General features: G+C 61.3%; 9 protein-coding genes. All 9 read right to left on the reverse strand.

The window, feature by feature from the left end:
- Window positions 1-48: 48 nt before the first annotated feature.
- The 9 genes from urtA to phnD all read right to left on the reverse strand — a co-directional run bounded on the left by urtA (window position 49) and on the right by phnD (window position 14,582).
- Complete coding sequence (urtA, locus tag N6G83_RS11785; protein ID WP_025302020.1) at window positions 49-1,317, reverse strand: urea ABC transporter substrate-binding protein; 1,269 nt, start codon at window positions 1,315-1,317, stop codon at window positions 49-51.
- Window positions 1,318-1,352: 35 nt separating this feature from the next.
- Complete coding sequence (locus N6G83_RS11790; protein WP_049203931.1) at window positions 1,353-2,063, reverse strand: GntR family transcriptional regulator; 711 nt, start codon at window positions 2,061-2,063, stop codon at window positions 1,353-1,355.
- A gap of 14 nt (window positions 2,064-2,077) precedes the next feature.
- On the reverse strand, window positions 2,078-5,698 hold the full coding sequence (gene uca, locus N6G83_RS11795) for an urea carboxylase (protein ID WP_260515380.1): 3,621 nt from the start codon (window positions 5,696-5,698) through the stop codon (window positions 2,078-2,080).
- A gap of 2 nt (window positions 5,699-5,700) precedes the next feature.
- Window positions 5,701-7,530: an allophanate hydrolase gene (atzF, locus tag N6G83_RS11800; RefSeq protein WP_197825081.1), complete on the reverse strand. Its 1,830-nt coding sequence runs from the start codon at window positions 7,528-7,530 to the stop codon at window positions 5,701-5,703.
- Between the two features lie 253 nt (window positions 7,531-7,783).
- Complete coding sequence (locus tag N6G83_RS11805; RefSeq protein WP_197825080.1) at window positions 7,784-10,927, reverse strand: right-handed parallel beta-helix repeat-containing protein; 3,144 nt, start codon at window positions 10,925-10,927, stop codon at window positions 7,784-7,786.
- 188 nt (window positions 10,928-11,115) lie between these two features.
- Complete coding sequence (locus tag N6G83_RS11810; RefSeq protein WP_004939471.1) at window positions 11,116-11,580, reverse strand: DUF1456 family protein; 465 nt, start codon at window positions 11,578-11,580, stop codon at window positions 11,116-11,118.
- A 231-nt stretch (window positions 11,581-11,811) separates the two neighbouring features.
- The gene (gene phnE / locus N6G83_RS11815; protein WP_197825079.1) at window positions 11,812-12,711 is read right to left on the reverse strand and encodes a phosphonate ABC transporter, permease protein PhnE; all 900 of its coding nucleotides are present in this window, start codon (window positions 12,709-12,711) and stop codon (window positions 11,812-11,814) included.
- Window positions 12,708-13,571, reverse strand: coding sequence for a phosphonate ABC transporter, permease protein PhnE (gene phnE / locus N6G83_RS11820; RefSeq protein ID WP_197825078.1), 864 nt, complete (start codon window positions 13,569-13,571; stop codon window positions 12,708-12,710). Before phnE (N6G83_RS11820) ends, phnE (N6G83_RS11815) begins: the two co-directional genes overlap by 4 nt.
- A 78-nt stretch (window positions 13,572-13,649) precedes the next feature.
- Entirely contained in the window at window positions 13,650-14,582 is a 933-nt protein-coding gene (gene phnD / locus N6G83_RS11825) for a phosphonate ABC transporter substrate-binding protein (RefSeq protein WP_197811162.1), read from the reverse strand.
- Window positions 14,583-14,611 lie beyond the last annotated feature (29 nt).

Below are 14,611 nucleotides of genomic sequence, written 5' to 3' on the forward strand. Positions count from 1 at the left end.
TCTTCTGTTGGGCCGGCGCGCGTCGAGCCGCGCCGGCGCTGAGTGACGTTACTTGCCGCCTTTCACCGGGTAATCCGGTTTTTTGTCGTTGCCGGCGATATACGGACTCCACGGCTGCGCGCGCACCGGCGCTTCGGTCTGCCACACCACGTTGAACTGCCCGTTGCCCTCGATTTCGCCGATCATCACCGGTTTGTGCAGGTGGTGATTGGTCTTGTCCATGGTCAGCGTGAAGCCCGACGGCGCGGCGAAGGTTTGCCCGGCCATCGCCGCGCGCACCTTATCGACGTCGGTAGTGCCGGCTTTTTCCACCGCCTGCGCCCACATGTGGAGGCCGACGTAGGTGGCCTCCATCGGATCGTTGGTCACCGCGGTGGCGTAATTCGGCAGATTGTGCGCCTTGGCGTAGGCTTTCCACTGGCTGACAAACTGTTTGTTGGTCGGGTTATCCAGCGATTCGAAGTAGTTCCAGGCCGCCAGGTTGCCCACCAGCGGTTTGGTGTCGATGCCGCGCAGCTCCTCCTCGCCGACCGAGAAGGCGATCACCGGCACGTCCGTGGCCTTGACGCCCTGGTTGGCGAGTTCTTTGTAGAACGGCACGTTGGAATCGCCGTTGATGGTGGAGATCACCGCGGTGTTGCCGCCGGCGGCGAATTTCTTGATGTTGGCGACGATGGTCTGGTAATCGCTGTAGCCGAACGGCGTATAGACCTCTTCGATATCCTTGTCCTGCACGCCTTTGCTGTGCAGGAAGGCGCGCAGGATCTTGTTGGTGGTGCGCGGATAGACGTAATCGGTGCCCAACAGGAAGAAGCGCTTGGCGCCGCCGCCGTCCTCGCTCAGCAGGTATTCCACTGCCGGGATCGCCTGCTGGTTCGGCGCCGCGCCGGTGTAGAACACGTTCGGCGACATCTCTTCGCCTTCGTATTGCACCGGATAGAACAGCAGCCCGTTCAGCTCCTCAAACACCGGCAGCACCGACTTGCGCGACACCGAAGTCCAGCAGCCAAACACCGCCGCCACCTTGTCCTGGCTCAGCAGCTGGCGCGCCTTTTCGGCGAACAGCGGCCAGTTGGAGGCCGGATCCACCACCACCGGCTCCAGCTTTTTGCCGAGCACCCCACCTTTGGCGTTGATCTCGTCGATGGTCATCAGCGCCACATCCTTCAGCGGCGTCTCGGAAATCGCCATGGTGCCGGAGAGCGAACTCAGAATGCCGACCTTGATGGTGTCGGCGGCCTGCGCGCTCCAGGCCAGGCCCAGGCCGACAGCGGCGGCGGACAGCGCAAAAGCTTTGATAAAACGACGACGTTGCATAGTTCAAACTCCTGATGTGTGTGAAATCAAAATCGTTACGCCGAGCGCGCTGGCTGCTGAGCCCGCGCCTGGTGCAACATGTGCAGCGTTATTTTTCGCACTTCTGCCTTGCTGACGGCGATATGCTCGCCGAGCAGCGTTTGCGCCTCCCCGCTTTGCCGCCGCAGGATCGCCTGCAAAATGGCGGCGTGCTCGCGGTAGGTGGCGTCCACCCGCGCCTGCTGGGTGAAATCCAGCCGGCGAATGATGCGGATCTTTTCGGTCAGCTCGCGGTGGATGCGCGCCATTTCGCCGTTGCCCGCCGCGGCCACCAACGCCTGATGAAACTGCTCATCGTGCTGCGACACCGCCTTGCCGTCCGCCAGACGCGGCGCTTCGGTCCAAAAACGGCTCAGCGCCGCCAGCGCGTCCGGCGTTTCCCCGGCCGGGCGTTCGCACAGCCGTTTCACCGCCTCTTGCTCCAGCACGATGCGCAGGTCGTACAGCTCTTCGAAGTAGGCGAAGTCGAACGGCCGCACCTGCCAGCCGCTGCGAAACAGCACCTCGACATAGCCTTCGCGCTCCAGCCGAAACAGCGCCTGACGCACCGGCGTGCGGCTGGCCGCCATGCGCTGCGCCACGTCGCTTTCGCTGAAGCGATCGCCTGGCAGCAGGCGAAACTCGAAGATGTCGGCCTTGAGCTGCAGATAAATGCGCTCCGCCAGCCCCTCCGGCCGCGCCTTGTGCTCTCCGTTGGTGATTTGCATCATCGCTCCTCCGTTCAGACCGCCTTTTCCAGCCACAGCAGGGCGTCGCCCGGCCCGACCGGCCGCCCCTGCCGGCAGCTGATGCGTTTAACGATCCCGGCGCGCGGTGCGGTGACCGCCAGCTCCATTTTCATCGCCTCGACCACGATCAGCGGCTGCCCGGCCGCCACCGCCTGCCCCGGTTCCACCAGGATCTTCCACACGCTGCCGTTCAGATCGGCGCTGACCAGATCGCCGTCGATGGCGTCTTCTTCCTCCGGCGGCAACAGCTGCGCCTCGGCCTCGTCGTCATCGCTGCGCCAGCGCGCCACTTCGGCGCTGAACGCCTGCTGCTGGCGATGCTGGAAGTCGGCGATCGCCCCGGCGTTGTCGGCCAGGAAACGGGTGTAGGCGGCGAAGTCGAATTCGCTCTCTTCGATGCGCACCTGCATGCGCCCTTCACGGAACGCTTCGCGCTGCTCGTCCAACTCTTGCTCGCTGACCGGATAGAAGCGCACCTGATCGAAGAAGCGCAGCAGCCAGGGTTCACCGGCGGTGAACTGCGGGTTTTTGAGGAATTTGTTCCAGATCGGCAGCGTGCGCCCGACCAACTGGTAACCGCCCGGCGAGTCCATGCCGTAGATGCACATGTACATGCCGCCGATGCCGACCGTCCCTTCGGCGGTGTGGGTGCGCGCCGGGTTATATTTGGAGCTCAGCAGGCGATGGCGCGGATCGAGCGGCACCGCGCAGGGCGCGCCGAGGTAGACGTCGCCCAGCCCGAGGATCAGGTAGCTGGCGTCGAACAGAATGTCGCGCACCTGCTCGCGTCGGCTCAGGCCATTGATGCGCTGAATGAAATCGACGTTGTTCGGCAGCCAGGGCGCCGAGGCGCGCACCGTCTGTTGATAGCGATCCACCGCCCCCAGCGTGGCCGAATCTTCGAACGCCATCGGCAGCCACACGGTGCGCGTCGGCACCTTCAGGTGGCTGACGTCCCCCAGCGCCCGTTCACGCGCCAGCAGGCGCTGCAGCAAGTCGGCCTGGCTAATCTGCCGGCTGTCGTAGCGGATCTGCAGTGAACGCACGCCCGGCGCCAGCTCCGCCACGCCCGGTATCACCTCCTCCCGCAGCGACTGCATCAGCAGATGAATGCGCAGCCGCAGCGCCAGATCGAGCACGTTGTCGCCGTACTCCATCAGGATGTAGCCGTCCCCCGCCTGGCGATACGCCACCGCCGGGCGCCCTTCCGCCGCCGGCAGCGCCGCCAGCACCGCGGCGGAAACGGTCTCCGCCGGGGCCAGATCCGGCGGCGGCAGGGTGATGGCCTTCACCGCCGCCAGCGCTTCGATGCTGCCGAGCTGCGCCTGCTCCAGCGACTGCGCCTGCCGGAAGCCGATCGGATGGAAACGGATGCGGTCGCCCGGCTTCACCTGCCCCACTTTCCATAGCTCGGCCTTGGCGATGGTCACCGGGCAGACGAAGCCGCCAAGGCTGGGCCCGTCGCGGGTTAGGATCACCGGGAAGTCGCCGGTGAAGTTGATGGCGCCGATGGCGTACTCGCAATCGTGCACGTTGGAAGGATGCAAACCGGCCTCGCCGCCGTCCTCCCGCGCCCACTCGGGCTTCGGCCCCGCCAGGCGCACCCCGAGGCGGTTGGAGTTGTAATGCACCTGCCAGTCGGTGGCAAAAAAGGCCTCTATCGATTCAGCGGTGAAAAAGTCCGGCGCGCCGTGCGGCCCGTACAGCACGCCGATGTGCCACTGGTCGCCGTAGTGCGGGATCAGGCTGTCGTCCATCGCCTGCGGCGCGGCGATCGGCGCCGGCGTAGTGCTGGCCGCCAGCGCCGGTTGGGCGATCGCCAACATGTCCGCCACGCGCAAGGTGCGCCCGGCGTGGCCGCCGAACTGGCCCAGCGCGAAGGTGGAGCGGCTGCCGAGATACACCGGCACGTCAAAGCCGTTACGTACCGCCAGATAGGTGCGGCAGCCTTGCGTGGCGCGCCCCAGCGTCAATACCTGCCCGGCCCGCACCGCGATCGGCCGCCAATACGCAACCGCTTCACCGTCCAGATCGGCCGGGCAGCTCGCGCCCGTCAGCGCGAGGGTGGCGTCGCAGTGAAAGCGCAGCGTCGGCCCCTGCAGGGTAAACTCCAACCCGGCGGCCGCCGGGTGGTTGCCGACGATGCGGTTGGCCAGCCGAAACGCGAAGTCGTCCATCGGGCCGGACGGCGGCACGCCGATGTCCCAATAGCCGAGGCGGCCGGGATAATCCTGCACGCTGCTGTAGGTACCGGGTTGCAGCACTTCGAGGCAGTGCGGCTGGAAACGCACATCGTCCAGCAGGCGCGTCCAGACGTCGCCGCGCTGAAATTGCGGCGTGGCGATCACCTGCCGCAGATAGTCGAGGTTGGTGGCGATGCCGTGCAAACGGGTCGCCGCCAACGCCACGCGCAATTTTTCCAGCGCCTGCGCCCGATCGGCGCCGTGCACGATCAGCTTGGCGATCATCGGGTCGTAAAACGCCGACACTTCGCTGCCAGTCGCCACCCACCCGTCGAGGCGCACGTCGTCAGGGAAATGCACCTCGGTCAGCACGCCGGGGCTGGGCTGGAAGTTTTTCAGCGGATCTTCGGCGTAGAGGCGCACTTCGATCGCCGCGCCCTGCGGCGCGCGCTGCAACGCCGCCCAATCCAGCGCGTCGCCCGCCGCCACCTGCAGCATGCATGCGATCAGATCCAGGCCGGTGACCATTTCGGTGACCGGGTGCTCGACCTGTAAGCGGGTGTTCACTTCCAGGAAATAAAACTCGTCGCGCGCGGCGTCATAGATAAATTCTACGGTGCCGGCGCTGCGGTAATTCACCGACTCGCCCAGCGCCACCGCCGCCCGGTGCAGCGCCTGGCGGGTCGCCGCCGGCAGATGCGGCGCCGGGGTTTCCTCCACCACCTTTTGGTTGCGCCGCTGCAGCGAACAGTCGCGCTCGCCGAGCGCCGCCACCCGCCCCTGGCCGTCGCCGAAAATCTGCACCTCGACGTGGCGCGCCCGATCGACGAAGCGTTCGATAAAGGCGCCGGCGTCGCGGAAGAACTGCTCTCCCAGCCGTTTGACGCTGTCGTACGCGTCGCGCAGCGCCGCCTCGTCGTCACAGCGCGTCAGACCGATGCCGCCACCGCCGGCGGTGCTTTTCAGCATCACCGGGTAGCCGATGCGCGCAGCGGCCGAGACCGCCTGCTCAACGCTCTCCAGCAAGCCGGTGCCCGGCGTCATCGGCACCCCGGCCAACGCCGCCAGCTCGCGCGCCCGGTGCTTGAGGCCGAACTCGCGGATCTGCGCCGCCGTCGGGCCGATAAAGGCGATGCCCGCCGCTTCGCAGGCATCGGCAAACTCGGCGCTCTCGGACAAAAAGCCGTAGCCGGGGTAGATCGCCTGCGCGCCGGTGGCCGCTGCCGCCGCGAGGATCTTGTCGATGCGCAGGTAGCTGTCGGCGGCCTTGTCGCCGCCAAGCGCCACCGCCCTGTCGGCCTCGGCGACGTGCGGCGCATTGCGGTCGGCGTCGGAATAGACCGCCACGCTGGTTACGCCCAGGCGTTTCAGGGTGCGAATGGCGCGGCAGGCGATTTCGCCGCGGTTAGCGATCAGTACGGTAGTAAACATGTTCATGCCCCCTTAACGCTGGCGAGATAGTCGCGCCAGCCGCCAAACTCAGTGATATCCGTCGCGTCTTCCAGCGCCCAGGCTTCGCAGATAAACCCCTTCACCCGCCGGCCGTCCGCCAGCAGCAGCGTGCCGATGCCCAATGGCGCCGGAATTTCCGCCACAAACTCGCCGAAACGGGCCAGCGGGATGTCCCACAGCTCAACGCGGATCGCCGCCCCCTGCGCCGCGCGCGCCAGCCCCGGCTTCGGCGGCTCGGTATCGGCCAGCGCATACAGGCGATAGCAGGGGGCGGTAGCGGTTTGCTCCACCTGCACCGCGTCGCGCTGTGTCAGCTGGACGTTGAGCGGCATGCCGCTAAGGTGAGCGCCCACTACCGCCAGACGCACGTGCCCTGTGGACGGCACAGGCACAGGCTGCGGCGGCAATGCCCGGCCGATAGCGCCGAGCGGCAAGGCGCTTTGCCGTTGCCAGCGCAGGCCAAACGCCGCCAGCGCCCGGTCATGCCAGGCGGGCGCAATCAGGGTGATGCCCGCCGGCAGGCCGTCTTCGCGCAGCGGCCCCGGCAGCGCCAACGCGCTCAGATCGGCCAGGTTGGTGAAATTGGTGTAAGTGCCGAACTGCGAATTGAACAGCACCGGCTCCTGCGCCATCTCCGCCAGGGTGCGGATAGTGGGCGCGGTCGGCACCACCAGCGCGTCGAACGGCGCCAGCCGCTGGGCGATTTGCCGCGCCAGCTCGGCACGCAGGTATTCCGCCTTGTAGGCGTCGCAGGCGCTGTAGCCCAGGCCGTTGCCGACGATGCCGCGCACCACCGGGTCGATAGCCTGCGGGCTCGCTTCCAGCACCTGCTCAATCGCCACGGTGCGCTCCGCCACCCAAGGGCCGTAATACAGCTGCTCCGCCAGGGTGCGAAACGGCGTGAAATCGAGGGGCTCCAGCGTGGCGCCGCCCGCCTGCAGCTGCGCCAGCGCACGGTGAAACGCCCGCTCGGCCTGAACGTCGCCGAAAAACTCCAGCTGGGCGGGAACGGCGAAACGCGGTGCGGCGGGGATATCCGCCGGCGCGGTATGCGGATCGGGGCGGGAATACGGGTCTGCCGCGTCAAAGCCGCTCGCCAACTCCGCCACCTGCGCGGCGTCGGCCACGGTCAGCGCGAAGACCGACACCGTATCGTTCAACCGACAGGCCGGCACCACGCCGCGGTTGGACAACCGCCCCTTGGTCGGCTTCAGCCCGACGATGTTGTTGAACCCGGCGGGCACGCGCCCCGAACCGGCGGTGTCGGTGCCGAGCGCGAACGGTACCAGGCCGCGTGCCACCACCGAGGCGGAGCCGGAGCTGGAACCGCCGCTGACGTAGCGGCTGTCGAAGCTGTTGACCACCGCGCCATACGGTGAGCGAGTGCCTACCAACCCGGTAGCGAACTGGTCGAGGTTGGTTTTACCGAGGGCGATCGCCCCGGCGGCGCGCAGGCGGGCGACCACGGTGGCGTCCGCCGCGGCCTGATAGGTGAACGCCGGGCAGGCGGCGCTGGTCGGCCAGCCGCCGACGTCGATATTGTCTTTGATGGCGAAGGGCACGCCGAACAGCGGCAGGCGGCTGAGATCGCCGGCGACCGCCTCGAGCCTCTGTGCCAGCTGCCGATACTGCTGCTCGCGCTGCGCCGGCGTAGCGAGATACAGCCAGGCGTTATCGTCTGGGTTCAGCCCGGCGACCAGCGTTTCGATCGTCGCACTGACGCAGGCAAGGCGCTCGCCCACCGGGCGGGTTTGGTAATGGTGCTGCCATTCACTGAGGGTAAAACCGCACGCTTCAACAGGGTCGCTCATCGGCTGAATTCCATCTGGTACACAAGATGGGATTCAACAGAGCAACCGGCGTGCCAATTTTTAATCTCATGATTTCAATAAATTATAATTAAAACTTATGACGACGAAGGTGAACGGCCTGCACCAGCGGCGCGCAGCGGGAGAACAAAAAGAGTGCAATGGCGGGATGACGAAGCGGAAAAACCGGGGCGGCGATACTTGCCGCCCCGCAGGTCGATGGGGATAGGTCAACCGCCAGCCGCAAGCTCAGTACCTACCATGTGGTGAGCGCTACCCTTCTCCAGGTATTGGCCGCCGTGCAAATATAAAAGAACGTGGAGTCTGCCGACCATTGGCCTATTTTACCGGGCGCAACGGCCGAAGCGGGGACAGCAACTCTGACACCTACAGGATCTCCGTTCACGTTCGCTGAATCATAAATATTCAACACTTTTATGTGGCCGGAGGAGAATTGGTTATTCGGCCCACCAATAGGATAAGCGCCGTTACCGGCCGGATAGATGCCATTATCCGCAACCGTTAACTGCTTGGTGTACAACCCGCTCCATTTAAATGAGGGTTGTCCTAAGGCGGTCGCGATATCCTTCTGCGGCGAAAAATCCGCCGGGGAGATGGATACGCCGCTGCTGGTCGTATTGTTATTAGCGCCAAGCGTAAACTTAGGTGAAAAACTAATTAAAGAAGCCCCGTCCTGAGCCAACCTGACGCCCGGTTCAAACCCCTGAAGGTTATTGCCTGGAGAAATGCCGCCAAAGTAATGGTAGCTGGTACTCCCTCCTTTGGCGGCATAGAACAGGTTATCGGAGCCGTCCTTGATACCATGGAAAATGGCCGGATAAGCGCCATGGCTGGCCCTGTCCGCCAAGGACCACGGAAGTTGCCTAGGAGCCATATCGGCGATTGCCGCGTTGGCGAATCTTGTCGTATTGCTCAGCATGTTATCAAACACAAATGCCGCCGCGATGCCGTTTACCGGTTCTGCAGCCACATTGTAAGTGGTATTACCCACGTTATAGAAACCGCCCCGACATTCAAAGGTGCTTCCATCACTCTGAAGAATGGTTTCACCTTCGCAAGTAAACTGCCCCAGGATGTTATCGGTGTTGGTTCGGGTGAGTTTGATCGCCGTAGCGCCGACGCCGCCGAACAGGTGGATATAGCAGAAACCGTTGTACCACGTTACGCTGTTGGCGTTTCCTCTCAACTCCAGCCCCACGCCGGCATCCGTATTTGTGCCACTATCGCCCGGATTGCCGGAGACCTTGATCTGACATTGAATTTCATGGAACCCCACGCCGTGGAAGGAGCTATCCCCGCCATTGCTTTCCATCAAGATGTTCGACAAGCCACGGTGGAACCGGCAAGAGTGAAAACTGACGAACTCGGTAAACGCACCGGCATAGCCGTTCAACAGATGTAAGTTCACAAAAAACTTCATAATCAGCAATCTTTCATGCCGCATGAAACAGGAACCATTGATCCGATAGCCGGTGCCCGTATATAACGCGCCCTTGGCCGGCGTAATCGTCACATCGCTGATATATCTGTTGGTATGGATCCCGGAACCGCCTTTCGACTCAAAACACGCATGATCATTAGACGTCGGCTTAAAGAAGAATTTCGTACTAATCCAATTTTCGCCCTCTATCGCAATGCCTTTATCTCCGGTGTAGTTTTCTCCCCCTAAATTTAAGGTATCTGTAATGTAATAGTTACCGGCAGGAACATAGAGCTTCTTGCAGCCTTGGCTAATCGCATAAGCGATAGCCTGTTTAAACGCCTGCGTATCATCCGTACCAACGCCAGCTGTATCATTCCAATCGCCCTTCGCGCCGAACATCTGAGGGGTAATGTGGGGCACGCCTTCATTCGGGAAGGAATACTGAATGAGTTGATTGCCCGTTACCCCTGCAATCGTAGAGAGAATCGGTTTAAAAGCGCAATCCCAGACGTTCTTGCCAATGAGAGTCGTTTCGTCAAATGCCCCGCCTAACTCCAGCGCCCGAGCGGGAGAAGCAAGCTTAATCACATTCCCTTCAATAATGGCGTTTTTCCCATTCAAAAAGCGGATATAGCCAAAATCAGAGTCCGTTACCCGGTTGCCGGAAAACACCGTACGGTCGCCATAGAGCTTGATCCATACCTGGCTGCTGGCCCACCCGGAGTTGGTTATCTTGTTACCGGTCATCACGCAGCTATTGGCGAACAGAGCGACCTTACAGTTATTGATAATATTGCCTGAAAGGGTCGCCTCCGTTGCGGCAATGCCATTGAAGGCCGACGTCGTGGAGGTACCACAGTAATTTAAAAAGTTATCTGCGATAACAGACTCCGCGACAGAAATATCGTTATTGCCGTGATAATCGATGCCATTCTCAACGGTATCTTCAACGTGATTCCCGATAATTCGTGAATTATTCGTAGGGATTTTGGTGGGGTTATTCACTAAGGAATAGTCGATCTGAATGCCGAACCTTTCGATCGTTTTGATGTAGTTATTAGAGATATTAATGTCACTGATTCCACCCAGCGAGATGCCATAGCTGGTATTAACAATATGGTTATTGGCAACGGTCAGGTTAGTGAATGAATGAGGCGTGCCGGTCACTTCATTATTCAATGTCACCCCGCCCCCTCTTTGCGTATGCCCGGCCCCAGCGGGTTTAGCGGGTTTATGTCCATCATGAATATGATTGTTCACAATCAAGATGTCATAAGCATCTCGGTTCACGCCCGTTTTCAGCAGGATCCCGTCACCCTGATGATTCGTCAGTTCGTTATTCTGGATTGTAATATGGCGTCCGCCACGAACGGCGATAGGTTCTTCACCCAGATCTTTAAGTAAATTGTTCTCAAGGGTAACTGACGTACAGTCAGAAAGGCCCAAAGCATCGGTATGCATGCTGATGACGCAATTTCTCACGGTGAAGTTTTCACAACGGGTGAAAGCCATGCCGGTACACGCGCGAGTGGCATACCACCAAATAGGATCTGCATCTTTCTGAGTCACCTTTCTCGTGATCCTCAGATCTTCCACGATGAAATTCGACTGTTCCACGGTATTAAAAATATTGATTTGAGGCGTATCGTCATCCAGGTGAATTTCACCACCGCCATAAATATGGCAGTTGCTGGGGATCTGTAGAGGCTGCCAAGCCGAACCCAACGTCAACCGATAGACATTCGCCATTCTGACCTGGCGTTTTTTCATCGAGTTAGCGGCGTCAATCGCCACTTTAGCGAACATGGCGCTGACGGCATCTCTATCGTCAGCCAGGCCATCGCCTACGGCGCCGAACTGTTCAGGGGTATATTCAGCGAATTCGCCGCCGTCATTGACCTGAGCGGCGGCATTTTTTGTGTTGAACTGTGGATCTTCTTTTGACATTTGAGCCATTGAATTACTCCTCTGGATTTTACGTTTCAATCGACATTGAACGAACCCTAGAAAAGTAACCGGACGGGCGGCACGCCCTCCATCGATGACGGGTGGCTGAGGGCCAGTACAACAACGGCGAGCGGGAGAGCGGCAATAAAAAAGGCGCAACCTTACGATTGCGCCTGATGTTCGGTGAACGCTGCGCGTTACTCGCCGCGAACGCGCTGCGCCAGCCCTTTGAGGAAGTAGCGCAGCATCTGATCGCCGCACGGGCGGTAGTTCTTGGTGCCCTCTTTGCGGAACAGCGCGCTCAGCTCCGGCTTGGAGATGCGGAAGTCCACCGCGGTGAAGATCTGGTGCATGTCGGTGTCTTTCAGCTCGAACGCCACGCGCAGCTTTTTCAGCACCAGGTTATTGGTGATCGGCAGCTCAACCGCCGGCGCCGGGAACTTGTCGTCCTTACCGCGCTTGAAGAACACCAGGCCGTTGAGGAAGTGCGCCATCACTTCGTCCGGGCACTTTTCGTAGCCCGGCTCGCCTTCTTTGATCACGTAAGCGTCCATCGCCGACACCGCCACCTCGAAATCGTCCAGTTTGATAATCTCGACCATTTTGGCGTTGTTAATGCTCAGCATATAGCGCACGCTGCGCAGCACGTCGTTGTTCATCATGGGATTGCATTGCCTTTACTTGTCTAACGGGGACGTGCGCATTGTAAAAAAATGCCCCATACCCAAAATAATTGGAGTTGCATCGCGGCGGCAAATTTGTAAGCCCCCGGAGCATAGTTAACTATGTGACCGGGGCGCGCAAATGCAGCCAACAAAGAGGCAGCTCCAAGTATGACGGGTATGGCCGCACACCTTGAATGTGCGGCAGTATAGGGATCGGCAAGGGGTTTCTCAATCGATTTGGCTTTTTTGCTGATACAGCGGGATGTCTTCGCCGATGATGTACTTGTTGCGCAGCATCGACGAGACCTTGTCCATGATCATCACCACCACCACCAGGATCAGGGTGATGAACATCACCACGTCCCAGTTCCACAGCCGCATATTCTCCGCATACACCAGGCCGATGCCGCCGGCGCCGACGAAGCCCAGCACCGCCGCTGAGCGGGTGTTGGACTCGATCTGGTACAGGCTGAGCGCCAGGAAGGTGGGGAACGACTGGGTGAAGATGCCGTAGCGGTGCTTCTGCAACCCGTTGGCGCCCACCGCCGTCAGGCCGCGGCTGGGGGACTTGTCCACCGCCTCATGGCCTTCGGCGTACAGTTTGCCCAGCAGCCCGACGTCCTGCATCACGATAGCCAACACCCCGGCCAGCGGCCCCATGCCGACGGCGCGCACGAAGATCAGCCCCCAGATCGCCATGTCGATGCCGCGCAGCACGTCCAGCAAGCGGCGCACCAGCACGGAGATCGGCCGCAGCAGCGGCGTCGACATCACGTTGCGCGCGGCGAAGAACGACAGCGGCAGCGCGATCAGCGACGCGGTGATGGTGCCGGCGAACACAATGGCGATGGTGATGCCGGTCTGCTGGAAGTAGTACATGAACGGCCAGTTGGCGAAGTCGTGCCAGACGAACATGCGCAGGAAATAGCGCCCCAGCTGCTGGCAGCCGTTGATAAACTGCGGCCAGCTAATGCCGAAGACCAGGAAGAAGAACACATAGTACAGCACGATCGCCAGCGCGATCAGGCCGACGGTGCGCAGGTAGCGCCCCTGCTGCGCGAAGATCGCCGGATGCTGCTGTTTCAACTGGCGCAGCGTTTCCGCCGATGCCGGAGTGCCCGCTATCATTTTGCCCCCTCCACCACACGCTTGCGCAGCTCGCCCGACACGTAGTCGAGCACGGAAACCACCACGATGATCAGCAGCAGCGTCATGCTGACCTGATCGTAACGGTCGAGTTTAATGTTGGTCATCAGCTCCTGGCCGATGCCGCCCGCGCCCACCAGCCCCAAAATGGTCGACTGACGAAAGTTGATCTCCAGCCGCATGAAGCTGTAGGAGAGAAACACCGGCTTCACCTGCGGCCACAGGCCAAAGCGCATGCGCTGCAGCGGCGTGGCGCCGCAGGCCGCCAGCCCGCGCACCGGCTTGTTGGAGGCGGTTTCGATCGATTCGTAGAACAGCTTGGTCAGGCTGCCGATGGTGTGCAGCGCCAGCGCCAGGAAGCCGGGAATGGCGCCGATGCCGAACGCCATCACGAACATCACCGCCCACGCCAGCTCCGGCATGGTGCGCAAGAACGCCACCAGCGTGCGGATTGCCAGCCGCACCGAGGCCGGGGTATAGGTATTGCCGGCCGCCAGAAACGCCAGCACGGTCGCCACCAGCACCGAAAAAATGGTCGCCGCCAGCGCTAGCTGCAGGGTCTCCCAGATCAGCGGCAGCTGGATGTTCAGGCGGTAACCCCAATAGGCCAGCGAACCTTCGGTGCGCCCATCGGCGAACATCAGGTGCCAGTGCAGCGTCGGCACGGTTTCGGCCAGGTAGTCGAAGAAGTGCGGAATAGACACCCAGACGGTGTGCAGGTTGAACTCGGCGAGGTTGCCGGCGCCCAGGTACAGCACCACCAGCCCGAGCGACCACAGCAGCGCTTCGCGTTTTTGCTTGCTGCGGATCCGTTGGTAATAGTGTGCGAAATCGGTATTCAAAGCAGGTCTTCCATCTTGATGGAACAAGGGGTTCAGCACGCTGAACCCCTTCATTCGGACGGCCGAGGCAGCCGGGAATTAACGGTCGCCTTTGGTCAGCTCGCGCTTCATATCGATGATGGTCTGGTATTCCGCCAGGGTAGTGTCGCCGATGTGCTGTTTGCCGCCCATCGCTTTGATAAAGCACTGGTGATCGTCTTTATCCAGCTTCTTGATGGCGGTGACCACTTTGGCTTTGAAGTCGGCCGGCAGCGAGTTGCTCACCAGGATCGGGCCGTTCGGGATCAGCGGCGACTGCCAGATGATGCGGATCTGTTTCATCAGGTCCGGGTGATCCATGCGGATCATGCGGGTGAACGCGCCGCTGGTGTAGCCGGTGTTGTAGTCGCCGATCATCGACGCCCAGGTCACCGCGCCTTCGAACTGGCCGTTCAGCACGCCAAGGATATCCTGCTCGTGGCCGCCGGAGAAGGTGACGCTGGAGAAGGTGTTGTTGTATTTGTTGTCGACCGTGCCGCCGAACAGCTTTTTAAACGCCTGATTCGGGATCAGGAAGCCGGAGGTGGAATCCGGATCGGCGAAGCCGATGGCCTTGCCCTTCAGATCTTCCAGTTTCTGGTACGGGCTGCCGGCCTTCACCACCACCACCGAGTGGTAGCCGCGCGACTGGTCGACGTCGTCGACCGCGATGCCGACGATGTCCACCGCTTTCGGATCCTTGATGTAGACCGAAGCGAACGATGACGGCGACATGCTCAGCACCAGGTCAATCTTGCCGCCCAGCAGGCCCTGGATCACACCGGAATAGTCGGACGAGTTGCGCAGCTTGGTATCGACATTCAGTTCCTTGTCCAGGAACTGCTTCACGCACTGGTTATCGCCGATCTGCTGGGTGGCGTTCTGGCCGCCGAGAATGCCCAGGTTCAGCTCTTTCGGCGCATCCGCTGCGGCAGCATTAAATACCATCATCACGCCGGCCATCAGGGTGGTCAGACTCAATACTTTTTTCATTAGGTGTGCCTTGTGTGTAAAGGTAAAGG

The organism is Serratia sp. PL7 (genome assembly GCF_945957435.1).

Excerpts from the sequence above, each read along its gene's own strand:
- urtA (WP_025302020.1), bottom strand. The coding sequence starts at position 1,317 with ATGCAACGTCGTCGTTTTATCAAAGCTTTTGCGCTGTCCGCCGCCGCT.
- N6G83_RS11790 (WP_049203931.1), bottom strand. The coding sequence starts at position 2,063 with ATGCAAATCACCAACGGAGAGCACAAGGCGCGGCCGGAGGGGCTGGCG.
- uca (WP_260515380.1), bottom strand. The coding sequence starts at position 5,698 with ATGTTTACTACCGTACTGATCGCTAACCGCGGCGAAATCGCCTGCCGC.
- atzF (WP_197825081.1), bottom strand. The coding sequence starts at position 7,530 with ATGAGCGACCCTGTTGAAGCGTGCGGTTTTACCCTCAGTGAATGGCAG.
- N6G83_RS11805 (WP_197825080.1), bottom strand. The coding sequence starts at position 10,927 with ATGGCTCAAATGTCAAAAGAAGATCCACAGTTCAACACAAAAAATGCC.
- N6G83_RS11810 (WP_004939471.1), bottom strand. The coding sequence starts at position 11,580 with ATGATGAACAACGACGTGCTGCGCAGCGTGCGCTATATGCTGAGCATT.
- phnE (WP_197825079.1), bottom strand. The coding sequence starts at position 12,711 with ATGATAGCGGGCACTCCGGCATCGGCGGAAACGCTGCGCCAGTTGAAA.
- phnD (WP_197811162.1), bottom strand. The coding sequence starts at position 14,582 with ATGAAAAAAGTATTGAGTCTGACCACCCTGATGGCCGGCGTGATGATG.